Below are 14,842 nucleotides of genomic sequence, written 5' to 3'. Positions count from 1 at the left end.
TTACACACGCTTATCTATTTTATCGCCTATTTAGTTTTTAATATATTTTACTACATCATCATTGTGGTCATAGTAGAATTTTACGTTACGCAGTCGTTGACCCTCATAAAATACCGATTTATTTTTTATCTTTATTTTTGCACTTATTAGTTCTTTCGCTAATATAGTCCGACCAGCAGTTAAGCATGGAGGAGCCCCTAACTCATTTCCAACCTTAGAGGCGATGATATCTTTTATCGCTTCCGTAGTTCCGCCCCGGATAACTGAGTTTTGACTGTAAAATTTACAGTCTTTGCCTGCAAAAACTAAAGAGTGGTAGCTCCCATTCCCAACATATACTACGTCACCATTTGTTTTTAATGTAGAGAAAGAACTGTATCCTGTGGAAATAGTGCTATCTTCTTTAATAGAGTTGTTTATTTTTTCAATGCCCTCGTTCAGGGCAAAAATTAATGTTTTTATACTTTCAATACTCGCTAATTTTAATGTTGTTTGATAACTGCTATAGGGCAATAGTAGCTTATATAAAACCATGAAATCCATTTGTATATTTGTATGTCTCTTCGCCTCAGTGTAAATATCATTATATTCGTCGATTCTTTTTATAATTGTGTTAAACTTACCATCTAACAAGGTCGCAACAACCTTAGTATACGATATTTCCTGATTTCGTATTTTTAATTCCGTCATTAACTGGTTAGCAACCTCGTATAGTTTTTCAAAATAATGACTTAAGTCCTGAAGAACTCTATAGGCTTGGCTATAAAAAGTGATAAAATGCCCCCCATATACATAGCTATTGATAACGTTCCCGCTAATCGTAATACTCTGAGCTGATACTAAAGTAGAATAAAAAACATTTCCGAACACCCATATATTCCCCATAGATTCAATCCGCATATCTTCTTTAACGTCCCCATAAACAATTACATCTCCAGTGAAATAAATATTTCCTTTCTTAATATCTACATCACCATGTACTATATGAACATCAAAAATATCGATATGCTTTACTAAATTCCCAGAAATTGAAAGCCTGCCAGACTTTAGGGCGATAATTGTACCATCTGCTTTCATTTCGACATTTTTATTCAGCTTTACACTTAGCTTCTTTGGGTGCTTAGGCCTTATTATTCTCCCAAAAACATTATATCCTTCCACACCTTCCTCAGGTGGATGTAATCTGGCTACTATATCTCCCTGTTTAACAGAAGGTATTTTTACGCGATTTTTAAAGTCAACCTTCCCCGAAACTTCTTCAATCACTTCTTCAATTTTTGTTGAGAAAAACGTTTCAATATAACTATCTTTTGACTGAGTAACTGGAACTCCCTTTGCAATCAGCACCTTTTCATAAGATGGTTGCCATAATTCATTTAATATTAACGTTGTATTTACATCAACCTTTATCTGCAATTTATATATTTCCTCTACTATTAGCTCGTAAATATCTTGCGGGCTAAAGTCGTAGTCTATCACTGTAGATTCAAGCTTGATTACGTTAGATGGCCCACTATCGACTATAATCTTTTTCCTATATATATCAGGTGTCACCTGAAAATAAACATGCAGCTTTTCTTCACATACAGTTATTTCAAACCCCTTAATTTGATTATTTATTTCCCAGGTAATATCATCAGATTCCTTAACGGTTCTAGGAGCCCTGATTCTAGCTTGGTTCACAGTAGTAATAATGTCTGGTGTTGGAATTATTTTGGGGTATTTCCCATTACCGACTGGATTAGTAACGGTTATTTTACCATCTTTAATTTGTACAGTACCCTCATCCTTATCTACAGTTTTAGTAATACTGCTAATATTTTCAGGCTCAGTCTCAAAAGTCATTTCCGAATTCTCAAATAACTCACGATTACAAACATCAGAATCATCTATATTTAAGGTTTTTATTAGCTCTTCTAAGTATTTATCTTCATCTAATGGTCTCATTGTCCACTCTCCACGATGCTATTTATTTATCTCTATCTTTATCTAATAATTCAATAATTTCATTAGCGCCTACAGGCTTACTAATTAGATAGCCTTGTATAAAATCACAGCCTTTTTCTCTTAGATACTCTAACTGTCCCTTAGTCTCAACTCCTTCAGCATTTGTATATAAGTTCATCGTATGGGCTAAAGATATTATTGTATCTACTATCATTTGTGAACGTTTATCCTTACCTATTTCAGTAGTAAAAGCACGGTCTATCTTTAAAGTGTCTATCGGAAATCTAGACAGATAGGATAATGAAGAATATCCAGTACCAAAATCATCTATAGCTATACGGACACCCAACCCCTTTAGTTTCCTTATAGTTGCTAAGTTTTGTTCAATATTATACATAATATTAGTTTCAGTTATTTCTAATTCTAAGAGCTTAGAATCTAAGCCCGTAACCTCTAGTATATCCTTTACTTTATTAACAAAATTCAATTCTTCTAGTTGTAGAGCAGATACATTAACACCTATAACCATAGGTGAATAGCCCATTTGCTGCCACAGTTTATTCTGTTTACATGCCTCCATTAATGCCCAATTCCCTATGTCTAAAATCAAGCCAGTCCGTTCCGCTGCATTGATAATTTTTTCTAGGGAAATATTTTTGTATTTTTCACTTTTCCAACGTAATAAGGCTTCAGTAGCAACTATCTTTTGAGATTTACTTTCTATAACTGGTTGGTATTTTAAATAAAACTCCTGCCTTTCTATCCCATAAATAAGTGCCCGCTCTATTTCTTGACGCTCCCTTACTTCTGCTTTTAATTTATCGTTGTAGAACATAATGGAGTTCCCACCAAGTTCTTTTACTTTTAATTTGCTAATCATAGCTTCCTTAATAGCCTTATCTACATCAGTTTCATCATGTATAATACTTGCACCTATACTCATTTTTATTAAAAAGTCATTGTTATTTGCGGAAATTGTATTTGTAGACTGATCCGCAAACTGATTTATCCTCGCCAGGAGCGCATCATTATCTCTTGCACCTATTAATACGATGAATTCATCACCAAAGTATCTTGCGACTATCTCATTTTCTTTGATATTGCTTGAGAATCTAATGGCCAGCTCCTTAAGTACATAGTTGCCAGCTTCATACCCTGCTACACTATTAATCCTCTTAAAATCGTCTAAAGATATTAAAAGAATGCATAATGTAATATGTGTTCTTTTTAACTTACTTATCTTGCCTGCGAGTTTAAGCATACAGCTATAGTAATTATCTAACCCAGTGATAGAATCTTTAAAGGTTAAATCTTTAATTTGTTTTAGCATAATATTGAAGCTTTTTCCAGCATCACCAAGTTCATTAGCAATATTTTCCTCAGCCCTTACTTCAAAGTCTCCAGCTGTTGCTTTGTTAAATGTATCTTTTAGGTTCAATATCGGCTTTAATAATTTATTCGAGTACAGAATAGTCATAGTCACAACTAGAATTAGGCTACCTAATAAAGCGTAAAGAATTGATCTTCTAACCCCTAGCAATTCCGAATAAATATCCTTCTCTAAATAAGTTATCATAAATGTCCAATCAGGTGAATTATCAATACTTTTATAAATTGTTAATAACGAATTTCCTTGTTCATCATAGTGTTGAAATGTTCCTGCTGTATTATTTAAGATTAGCTTTAATAAATCTTCTTTATCTTTATCAATATCGATTATGTCAGAAGCCGATTTGTTCATTGGTGTATTGGCATCTTTATGGACGATTACTGTACCAAACTTATTTATAATCCACCCTTGTTCCGACTGGTTAACTTGTATGCTTGTTACTACGTCATTCAAAAAATTCACTTCAATTACAACAATAGCTATTCCTACTATGCCTTCTGTGTTATCAACATCGTTGCCACTATTAACAGCCTGAAAAATTGCTATTAACGGAGCCTGGTTGTCAACATATCTACTATAAAAAGGTTGTGTAATATAGTAGTTATGTTCTGCTAAAGTCAACATAATATCTTCAAAACTCTTTTGTTCTTGAATCTCTATCAATAAACCATCAGAATTCTGAGCTAGTTCCTCTATTGTAGCCACTGTTATTGTTTTATAATTATTTGTTATTTCTGATAGATTTTCTTCTATTACTTTAAGGTCCATCTCCTTCACGAAAGATAAGTTTGATACCATATTTACCTGCTCTATTAAACCATTAAGCTCTCGACTAACCTCTGCAGCTTTTGCCGATACTATTTCTTCGTATCGACTATTAACATACTCTGGTAGTTCATTTAGTTTTTTATCGGTCACAAATCCAATAAATATAAACTGGAAGAGAATTAATAAAACGATAAATAACAACATTTGTAATCGTATAGACTTCAAGTGTAGATATCTCATACCAATTACCACCGCCTTAGCATACTTGGGTTTTGCTACTAGGCACACAATCAATTTCTGTATAATAAAATAATCCTAGGTAATACTACCTAGGACATACTTCGACATATATAGCATTTTTCCTGCAAATATTTAAAATAATTAACATTCCTAAATAACGTGTTTAATATATACATTATCCTTCGGCTCTACGATACGTCACAAGTCGAGGATATGGAATCTCAATACCTTTACTATCAAACTCTGCCTTAATTCGTTCCCTTAGCATGCGGGCGACACCCCAATGGGTTACTGGCTTACATGTAGCAGTAATACGTAGTACCACATCTGAATCGCCTAAATCCTGAACTCCAAGCACCTTAGCCTCACCTGTAATTTCTTCAGTCTCTTCAGCAATCATTACTAATAAAGGCTCTAGTACAGCCTTAACATGCCCAATGTTTTCTTCATAGGCAATACTGATGTCTACTGCAGCGACCGAGTCGGCTTTTGATAGATTTGTCACTTCACCTATAGAGCCATTTGGTATGATGTATATTTCCCCTGTCCAATTCTTAATCTTGGTTACACGCAGACCGAAATCCATTATAGTTCCTTGATAATTACCAATCTTAACAAAATCTCCCACAGCAAATTGATCCTCAAATAAAATAAAGAAACCCGTTATTACATCCTTCACTAAGCTTTGAGCGCCAAAGCCAACGGCTAGTCCAATAACACCTGCACCTGCAAGGATTGGCGTTACAACGAAAAACTGCGATAGAATCATTAAACCCATGATAAAGTACACTACATAGCCTACTATGTTAGATAGTAGATTACAAATGGTATTAGCTCTACGATCATCAACTGAAAGAATATCGCGATTTGGCAGCTTCTCTAGTGCACGCTCACGTTTTTTCAATAGCTCTTCTATTGTCCTCCGTGCTACACGAACTATAATCCTTGCACCAACTATAATGACAATAATTTTTATAGCTATTGTGAATATATTAATCCACATTTCCGCATTAGAGAAATACTGATAGGTACTAATCCACAGTTCATCTAACAAATCCAAAACTATCTCTCCCTTCCCACTCAGCACCTTTCTAAAACTCTTGTGCCAAGGGCTAAGCTTTTAGTATTGTTAGCACCAATTGTACCTATCAGTATTTTCTTTGTCAATTAATCATATTAATCATGCTTTAATGCATCTATTGTATTCCTGCAGCAAAACGAACGTTACGTTCATGGTTCAGGTCAGCTCTACCGTCTACATGTCGTGTACTATTACCAAAGTAAATATCATAGTGTCCATTGAAATTATTATCGGTAATAAATTGAATATCGTGTGGCATCGCACTTGCTGATGCAGCTAAGCGATGACCATCAATTTCAATAAGGATTGGTCTCGTCTGCCAGCTCCATTGCCCACCCCAAACCTGTAGCATTATCTGCGTATCTCTAGCTGTTAACGGCTCTACATCTGCATGGTTTGCACCAATAGTTCGCTTTGTATACCAGCTTAAGCCAGTATGAATATCTGTCACCTTAGCGACTGCACCAATAGGAAACACGTATTGTGCCTCAGTCCACCAATCCATGTATGCACCACGATCTAGTCTGTCTGGATTATTGATTGGTATGTTATATTGTGCAACCTGTACCTTCTGTCCGACTCTTAGCCAGCTATTTTGATTTAAATTATTTAAAGTTAAGAACTCTAAAAACGGCATTCCATGATCTATAGCAATATTCCAGCTAGTATCACCAGACTTTACATAATAATCATGATACGTAATTCTTGGAAGTTGTTGCTGGTTTGTGCTATTACTAGGGCTATTTACTAGATTCTGAGTTGTGATTTTCGCTGGAACTCTTAATGATTGACCTACCCATATATGATGGCTTTTGAGATTGTTCTCTTCCATTAATTTAGCTACTGTCGTATTGTGCCTTTGTGCAATTAACCACAGGGAATCTCCCCTAACTACATCATAGCTTGCTGAGAAATTAGTAGTCTCCCATTTTATCTCTTGCACTGTATCCTTTACAACTTCATTAGAAACCTGTCCTTTAATTGGCAATAAGAGAACCTGTCCAATCTGTAATACATCTGTCTTTAAATTGTTTAACTTAATAATTGTATCCATTGTTGTTCCGAAACGTTGTGCTAGAAGAAATATTGTGTCGCCAGATGTAACTGTATACTGCTCAGGAATAATCAATGTTTCCCCTATAAAAATATTATCTCTAGTTAATTGATTACTTAGCTTAAGCTGCTCAACTGTTATTCCATTTCTTTGACTAATTAAAAACAAAGAATCTCCAGAATTCACCTCATATGTAGCAGCTTCTACAAACGGGCTCATAGTCGTCATCACGGCTACAGCGACACCTGTTGCAACAAATCTTTTAAAATAGTATTTTAGTTTCTCATTCATGCTAGTCTCTCCCCAGTGTTTAGTTGACATAATATATCTATAACTATTTTAGATTTAAATCCACCGAGATTCATTGCTAAATTATTGTCTATGCTGTCTATTACTGGATTCCACTTTTTGTGCTAAAATAGAAGAATCGTTGAATACAGAGGGATATTACATGCTAAAAGAATTTAAAACCATGACATGGTTTTTCAAAAAACATTATCATAGATACTTACTAGGTATATTTGCTGTTTTGATTGTCGATGGGCTACAGCTATTGCTGCCAAAGATATTAGGTTGGTTTGCTGACGATTTGCAAGCAGGGATTATCACACGTGATGCACTCCATGAGTATGCGTTTATGATTATCGCTATAGGCATCGGTATCTTTATTTTCCGTTTTTTTTGGCGCTTTTTCATAAACGGGGCTGCTCGTTATCTAGAGTTTGAGCTAAGAAATATGCTAGTTGAGCATTTCATGAAACTGTCACCATCCTTTTACAATTATAGAAAAACTGGCGACCTAATGGCTCATGCTACCAACGATATTAAATCAATTCGTATGGCTATGGGACCAGCAATAGTTATGTCGATAGACGCTATCATCTTGGGCTCTGCTACTGTTGTTATGATGGTTATTACCGTAGGCTGGAAGCTCACACTGATAGCCTTATTACCTATGCCCTTTTTAGCCCTTGTTGTCACCCGATTTGGTAAGGTAATCCATAATCGCTTTAAAAGGGTACAGGAAGCCTTCGCCACTCTAACGGATGTGACCCAGGAGAACGTCGCTGGCATCAGGGTTGTTAAAACCTTTGCACAGGAAAAACGGGAAATGGAGCGCTTCCAGGTAGCAAACAAAAACAAGTTCGAACGCAATATGCACTTAACGAGGATATGGGGCCTATTTGATCCGTTAGTGGAGCTGATTGCAGCCCTGAGCTTCCTATTAGTGCTGTCCTACGGCAGTATCATGGTGTTAAATAACCAAATTTCCTTAGGGGACTTTGTAGCCTTCTATGGATATCTTGCATTACTTACCTGGCCTATGATGGCCTTTGGCTGGGTCTATAATATGCTGCAGCGCGGCTCTGCTTCGTTAGCAAGAATCAATGCTTTATTAAATGAAGTGCCTGAAGTACAGGATTTAAATGCACAACAAACTTCACTTAAGGGTAAAGATATTGAGTTCCGTAATTTATCATTTGCTTATAAGGAAGACAGTGAACCTGTACTTAAAAATATTTCCTTAACTATTCCAACTGGCTCTACTGTTGCCTTTTTAGGTAAAACGGGTAGTGGAAAATCGAGTATTGTAAATGTATTAATCCGTCAATATAATCCGCCTAAAAGTACGTTGTTCATTGGTAGCACAGATATCCTAAACATTCCTTTAGCCTTATTAAATACTGATATTGGTTATGTACCGCAGGATTCGTTTTTGTTTTCAACTTCCATAAGAGAGAATATTGCCTTTGGCAACTACCAGGCTTCCGATAATGAATTGGAACGAGCAGCTTATATCGCTGATATTCACGAAAATATTCTAGAGCTTCCTGATGGCTATGACACAATTGTAGGTGAGCGTGGGGTGACACTTTCTGGCGGCCAAAAGCAACGAATTTCTATGGCCCGTGCAATAGTGCGAAACCCTGAGGTGTTTATCATGGATGACAGCTTGTCCGCTGTAGATACGCAGACTGAGGAGAGAATCCTTAGTCGTTTAAAAGAGTTTATGCAAGAACGAACAACAATCATAATAGCCCATCGTATTTCCACAGTTCAGCATGCGGATTTAATTGTCTATCTAGAGGATGGTCAGATTATCGAGCAAGGCACCCATGAACAACTACTCAGCATAAATGGCAAATATTATCAGACGTATATGCAGCAACAGCTTGAGCAGCAGCTAGACGGGTTGTTCCAAAAGGATGTGAACAAAGATGAAATATAGCGTTTCAGAAGAGTCTGGACTTGGAAAACCTTATGATGGCAAATTAATGAGCCGACTTATGAAGTACGTGCGGCCGTATCGATTTATCTTTTTCATTACCTTTATACTTGTATTAATTGTTACAGCTTCCCAATTAGCACGACCTTATATTATAAAAGTTGCGATTGATGACCATATCAACGGCATGTATATTCCTATGGTTGTACTCGACTATGTGGATACCCCGCAAGCTGAAATAGAGCTACAAGTTGAAATAGAGCGTGGTTTCTTCGTCTTTGACGGTGAATTACTAACCCGAAAGCAAGAATTTGCAGAACATGATAGTATCAGGCAAATTGTCAGGGACAATAATCAGTACTATTTAATTCACGGTGTAATTGAGCACCCGACAAACCCCATATCAGTCGAGCTTTTACCAACTGGTGAATATCTAATTGATGGAAATATCGGCATATTACTAACGGATACTCAAGTACAGCAGATTCGCGACTATGATATCCGCTCGCTAATCATTATATCTGCTATTTTTCTAGCTATTATCCTGATTGGTTTTGTTGTTGGCTATGCTAAATTTTATTTGCTCCAATATATCGGCCAGCGGGTAGTATATGATATTCGCGAGCAGGCATTCGCCCATTTACAGAAAATGAGTCTGTCCTATTTTGATAGTAATCCTGTTGGCAGAATTGTAACTAGGATAACTAACGATATAGAAAACCTCAATGAAATGTACACTTCCGTTATCATTAATCTTTTTAAGGATTTATTAATGATTGTTGGAATAATGGGGATTTTATTATATTTAGATTACCGATTGGCCTTAGTCAGCTTTGCCACAATCCCATTGATGGTAATTATTACAGTGTTTTACCGTAAACGTGCACGGGCAGCTTTTCGTGAACTACGTGTTCAATTGGCCAAAATCAACTCCCATATTCAAGAGAGCCTATCAGGAGTAAAGATTATTCAAGCCTTCGGTTTAGGTAAGCGAAAGTTCGAAGAGTTTTTCAATATCAATCTTGCCCATTTTAAGGCAAACTTCCGTGAATTAATTATTTTTGCACTGTTCAGGCCATCTATGGATTTAGTTTACAAACTGACTCTAGCTTTACTCGTCTGGTATGGTGGTGGATCAGTAATTCAAGGGGCAATACAGTTCGGAGTACTTTATGCATTCATTCAATATACTGAACAGTTTTTCCGACCTATTCGCGATTTAGCTGAGAAATACAACATTATGCAATCGGCAATGGCTTCGTCTGAACGCTTATTCCAGCTCTTAGACGAACCTGAGCAAATTAAGGAAGTGGCTGTACCTGTAAAACTATCAACGCCTATTAAAGGGCAGATAGAATTTGAAAATGTCTCCTTTGCCTATAACGACAACCAGCCAATTCTTAAGAATGTAAGCTTTTCCATTAAACCTGGAGAAACCGTGGCGATTGTTGGTGCAACTGGGTCTGGAAAGACTACAATTCTGCATCTATTAGCAAGGTTTTACGATATAGATAGTGGTGTCATCCGCGTAGATGGAATAGATATTCGAGAAATGGCTAAGGATGAACTCCGAGGAATGATTGGTATTGTACAGCAGGACGTATTCCTATTCACTGGCGATATAAAGTCAAATATTAGTCTCAAAAATCCTGCTATTAGTGAACAACAGGTTGTTAATGTAGCAAAATACGTAAATGCTGATGAGTTCATTCAAAAGCTCCCAAATAAATATGATGAGCCAGTAACTGAGCGCGGCTCTACCCTGTCAACAGGACAGCGTCAGCTGCTAGCGTTCGCAAGAACATTAGCACATGAGCCAAAAATCTTGTTGTTAGACGAAGCGACGGCTAATATTGATACGTATACAGAACAGTTGATTCAGGATGCTTTACCAAAGCTATCTAATGGACGAACAACATTAATCGTAGCCCACCGCTTGTCTACGATTCAGAATGCTGATAGGATTTTAGTAATTCATAAAGGCCGACTCGTGGAACAAGGAACTCACGAGGAATTACTCCGGAAGCAGTGTTATTACTACACTCTATATAAGATGCAGTATGCCACGTCACATACTGATAAAATTTGGGGGTAATGGTAAAAAGCCAGAGCAATAGGGGTTAGCCTATTGCTCTGGCTTTTTTAAGTTATCTTTATCTTTGTGCTGGTGGTGGGTTACCTATTGGTAGATAATTAGTTCCTGGACTATAACGGTTACCCGCGTTCCATAGTAGATACTCCCAAACACCATTCTCATTCAGGGCACGAATTTGATCTTCTACCTCTTTAGCACCATAAACCTTAAAGTTTCCTGCCCCTAAATAGCTTGCAGTGAAGTCCTGAATCCATGGTCTAGATATAGGCGGATTGTCCATTGCAGCTAGTACTTCATTTTCACGAATAATATATTCTTTTACTAAACGATATGGCTCTAAGTCAGGTCTAGGGATGCCAAAATAATTAAAGCCCCAGTGACTTGGATATATCATTGAGCAGATTACATCAACATGCTCACTAATTCTAGTAAAGTTCTGACCGATTCCAGGCGCTTCTGGTAGAGTTGCCGTATAACCAAAAATATCTACAGAAACATCAACACCATATGGCTGTAGCTGCTCATATGCATAAGCAACAAAGTCCGTGACAGAATCTACACGTAACTGTACATCCTTTTGCTTCGCGTTAAGCTCAGGTTGCTTCGGCTCATTATTCTCTAGGTTCTGTAATTGTTTCTTAGCTTCAGCAAGCTCTGCTTCTAGCTCTTTAAGCCTGCTTGTAGTCTGCGTGACTTTAGCTTTTGCTGCTTCGATTGCAGCTTCATTTGTAGTTGCTGCTGCTTGTTCTGATTGTAGTTCTCTCTCAGCTAACAGCTTTTCTGTTATAGCCCTATTAACTTCAGCTTCTTTCGTATGCTGTAGCTCTCTGTATTCAACTAGCTTTTGTTGATAGGTTACTATATCACGTTCGTAAGCCTCTTTTAAATCATATAGTCTTGTTGGATTCGTTCCTTCATAATGACCTTTAGAATACTCTAAAATATCATCTCGAGTTTCAAAGCCCTCTGGAAAACGTACATAATCAAACTGAATCTCTTGGAATCCCAGTTCAGCGGCCATTTTCGCAATTTCTACATTGTACTCCCATACTTCCTTCAGAAATGGGTTAACAAATGCTTCATTACGGCGATTTTTCCATACTTGTCCATTCTCTAAGAAGGACCATTCTGGTTTATCTACAGAAATGACAGAGTCCTTGAAAACTACTATTCTAGCAATTGGGTAAATCTCGTTCTCTTCTAATGTTTTCATTAATCCATGGATATCTGCAATGTTACGCTTGCTATATTTTTTTAACGGGTGATCATCTTCTAGAGGGAACGTTATGTACCCGTGATCATCCTTAATATCGATTACCATCGCGTTCAAATCCGTAGTATTTACTAGCTCAATCAACGATTGCATACGTGAACCACCTGCAGAATGGCTGGTTACGAATATGCCGCGGACTGCATCAGGATATTCAAAGTGGTATGGACTCACAAATTGTGGAGTTTGATCCGCTACTTCTTGAGACTGCCCTTCTGCACCATTTACATCGCCATTACCTTCAGAATCGACGTTACCATCAAGTTCATTTCCTTGTTCATTAGCTTCATCCAATTCTTGACTATCTTGCTGATTTTGTTCTGGCGCTACTACCTCAGCTGATTGACCACTACAACCAATCAAAATCACTGAAAAAATACTGATAAAAAGTACGATAGTGAAAATTTTACTGCGTTTGTGCATCCGGTTCGCTCCTCTTATTTTGTCTGTTATCCCTAAGCTGTTGTTAGGATTATTTCTACTATACTTATACATTATAAATATTTTCCTGTTAATTTTAAAGAGGAAACTTATTCTTAAGAACTTTTATTGAAAAAATTAATAAAATTGTTCAAGTTCGCAGATTTAAAGTTTAACAAAAAAATAAAGCTATGCGAAGAAGACAAGGGCTATACAATAACCGGTGTATAGCCTTTTTCTTCTAATGTTTTTTTGATTGTTTTTATATGATCAAAATCAATTGTCTCCACGACAAATTCTATTTCTGTTCTCCCTAAAGTAATTCGACTTCCTACGCGGAAATGTTCTAAGGATATAATATTCACTTTTTGGTTTACAAGTACTTCAATAATTTTTTGTAGATTACCTGGTCGGTCTGGTACAGATACCATAAACCTTAGATATCTGCCAGCCTTCATTAGACCTTGCTCAATAATCATCGATACGAGATTGACATCAACGTTGCCACCACTTAGTATTACAGCCACTTTCTTTCCTTTTAATTGTGTGCGCAGTGCTTGATTATTTTCAGCTATTAGCGCCGCCAGTGCTGTCGCACCCGAAGGTTCAACCATTTGCTTGTTACGCTCTAGCAGCGTGAGCATTGTTCTAGCAATTTCCTCGTCAGATACTGTAACCAAATCATCCATACAGTGTTCAGCAATTTCATAATTCAATTTTCCAGGTTCCTTTAAGGCAATTCCATCGGCAATAGTTGTGACCTCTTTTATTGCCACAGGTTTTTTTGCCTTCAAGGAGACGTACATACTAGCTGCACCCTCGGCTTCAACACCAATTACTTTTATTTTCGGATTGGCTTGCTTAATTGCCACTCCGATTCCACTAATTAACCCACCACCACCAACGGGAACTAGCACAGCATCAACATCGGGTAAATCTTCAATTAATTCAATTCCTATAGTTCCTTGTCCTGCTACAATCTGTAAATCATCAAAGGCATGAATAAAAGTTGCTCCCGTTTCTGCTTGAATTTCCCGTGCTTTTTGATACGCTTCATCAAAAACCTTACCATGCAATACAATATCAGCACCATAGCCCTTAGTAGCTTTAACCTTGGCTAACGGAGCACCTTCTGGCATCACTATTGTTGAGGATATTGACGCTTTTGTAGCTGCAAGGGCTACACCCTGGGCATGGTTACCTGCCGAAGATGCTATAACCCCCTTATGCTTTTCTTCATCTGTCAAAGTCATTATTTTGTTATATGCTCCCCTGATTTTAAATGATCCTGTCTTTTGCAATTGCTCGAACTTCATATATACCTGACATCCAGATAGCTCGCTGAAAATGTTAGCATACACTAAAGGTGTCCTATGTATAATGCCTGCTAATCTAGTTTTCGCTAATAATATCTGTTCGTAAATATTATTTAAACCTTTAATATCTTTATTTTTAATTTCCTTAGCTTGATTTTCTTGCAAATCTCGCATATTATTACCCTCCGTCGTTTCGATATTAATTACTTACATATAGCTTAACCTACAAGTAATAATTTTACGAATTAACTGCATGAACAAAATTAATAAGCAGCTGCCATCTTATAATGCAGCTGCCTATATCTTATTTTTATTAAAAACCTATTACCAATAGATTATATTTTAATTATTTATTACTTCTATTTTATTTCAAAGCATATCAGCTTTTTCGGGTGACTTTCTAGCCTTGGCGAAAAGATGTACTTCACCTTTCCTTCATCTTCATCCCTGCGATTAAACAAGTATCTTCCAGTACTTACTCGAAAATCCTTCCCATAAAAAACCCAATCACAAGCTTGATTCTTCTCTTCAATCTTATTAACGATAAAAAATCCTTGGGCTGTACCGAATTGAATATGAGCTACTATTTCTTTACCTTGCTCAAATGCAGATTTAATATCAGTTAATACTTCTACTGTTTCCATTATGCCCTCCGCCCCCTAAATGTTTGTAAATATACTATATACTTATGAGGATACTATGAAATTGTGTGATTATCAAGTGATTAATCCCTTGTAGTTCATTATTTTTTCAAAACCTCCCATGACATTATATACTTGATTAAAGCCTAGGTCATAAAGAATCATAGTAGCATGAATGCTTCTAATCCCATGTTCACATATTATGTAAATCGGCCATGCTTGGTTTAGTTCTTTTACTCGACAATACAATTCATCCATGGGGAGTAATATAGAGCTTGGTAATCGATAACATTTGAACTCATGTTCTTCCCTCACGTCTAATACTATTATGTCAGTGCCGTATTTTTCGTATATTGTTAAAAATTCCTCAGCAGAAATGTTCCAATCCATAAA

10 protein-coding genes are annotated in these 14,842 nt (G+C 36.7%); 2 read left to right on the top strand and 8 right to left on the bottom strand.

What is annotated here, in order from left to right; all coding sequences use genetic code 11:
* Window positions 1-30: 30 nt before the first annotated feature.
* The 4 genes from BHF68_RS00660 to BHF68_RS00645 all read right to left on the bottom strand — a co-directional run bounded on the left by BHF68_RS00660 (window position 31) and on the right by BHF68_RS00645 (window position 6,771).
* Entirely contained in the window at window positions 31-1,947 is a 1,917-nt protein-coding gene (locus BHF68_RS00660) for a FapA family protein (RefSeq protein WP_069641722.1), read from the bottom strand.
* Between the two features lie 22 nt (window positions 1,948-1,969).
* A complete protein-coding gene (locus BHF68_RS00655) occupies window positions 1,970-4,345 on the bottom strand; it encodes a bifunctional diguanylate cyclase/phosphodiesterase (RefSeq protein WP_069641721.1) in 2,376 nt (791 codons plus the stop codon).
* A 175-nt stretch (window positions 4,346-4,520) separates the two neighbouring features.
* Window positions 4,521-5,405: a mechanosensitive ion channel family protein gene (locus BHF68_RS00650; RefSeq protein WP_245669612.1), complete on the bottom strand. Its 885-nt coding sequence runs from the start codon at window positions 5,403-5,405 to the stop codon at window positions 4,521-4,523.
* A 136-nt stretch (window positions 5,406-5,541) separates the two neighbouring features.
* Window positions 5,542-6,771: a LysM peptidoglycan-binding domain-containing protein gene (locus BHF68_RS00645; RefSeq protein ID WP_176719855.1), complete on the bottom strand. Its 1,230-nt coding sequence runs from the start codon at window positions 6,769-6,771 to the stop codon at window positions 5,542-5,544.
* A 160-nt stretch (window positions 6,772-6,931) separates the two neighbouring features.
* Here BHF68_RS00645 and BHF68_RS00640 point away from each other — a divergent pair, with 160 nt between their 5' ends.
* Entirely contained in the window at window positions 6,932-8,710 is a 1,779-nt protein-coding gene (locus BHF68_RS00640) for an ABC transporter ATP-binding protein (protein WP_069641719.1), read from the top strand.
* The gene (locus tag BHF68_RS00635) at window positions 8,700-10,802 is read left to right on the top strand and encodes an ABC transporter ATP-binding protein (RefSeq protein WP_069641718.1); all 2,103 of its coding nucleotides are present in this window, start codon (window positions 8,700-8,702) and stop codon (window positions 10,800-10,802) included. Before BHF68_RS00640 ends, BHF68_RS00635 begins: the two co-directional genes overlap by 11 nt.
* A 58-nt stretch (window positions 10,803-10,860) precedes the next feature.
* On the opposite strand, the gene BHF68_RS14995 is transcribed toward BHF68_RS00635, so the two are convergent.
* The 4 genes from BHF68_RS14995 to BHF68_RS00615 all read right to left on the bottom strand — a co-directional run bounded on the left by BHF68_RS14995 (window position 10,861) and on the right by BHF68_RS00615 (window position 14,839).
* Window positions 10,861-12,495, bottom strand: a complete 1,635-nt coding sequence (locus BHF68_RS14995; RefSeq protein ID WP_176719854.1) for a putative glycoside hydrolase — start codon at window positions 12,493-12,495, stop codon at window positions 10,861-10,863.
* Window positions 12,496-12,701: 206 nt separating this feature from the next.
* Window positions 12,702-13,982 (bottom strand): threonine ammonia-lyase, encoded by a 1,281-nt coding sequence (gene ilvA / locus BHF68_RS00625; RefSeq protein WP_084019100.1) that lies wholly within the window; start codon window positions 13,980-13,982, stop codon window positions 12,702-12,704.
* A 185-nt stretch (window positions 13,983-14,167) separates the two neighbouring features.
* Complete coding sequence (locus BHF68_RS00620) at window positions 14,168-14,452, bottom strand: hypothetical protein (RefSeq protein WP_069641717.1); 285 nt, start codon at window positions 14,450-14,452, stop codon at window positions 14,168-14,170.
* 72 nt (window positions 14,453-14,524) lie between these two features.
* The gene (locus BHF68_RS00615; RefSeq protein ID WP_069641716.1) at window positions 14,525-14,839 is read right to left on the bottom strand and encodes a rhodanese-like domain-containing protein; all 315 of its coding nucleotides are present in this window, start codon (window positions 14,837-14,839) and stop codon (window positions 14,525-14,527) included.
* Window positions 14,840-14,842: the final 3 nt, after the last annotated feature.

It is taken from the genome of Desulfuribacillus alkaliarsenatis (genome assembly GCF_001730225.1).
GTDB lineage: Bacteria > Bacillota > Bacilli > Desulfuribacillales > Desulfuribacillaceae > Desulfuribacillus > Desulfuribacillus alkaliarsenatis.
This window is presented reverse-complemented; position numbering and strand designations above follow the sequence as displayed.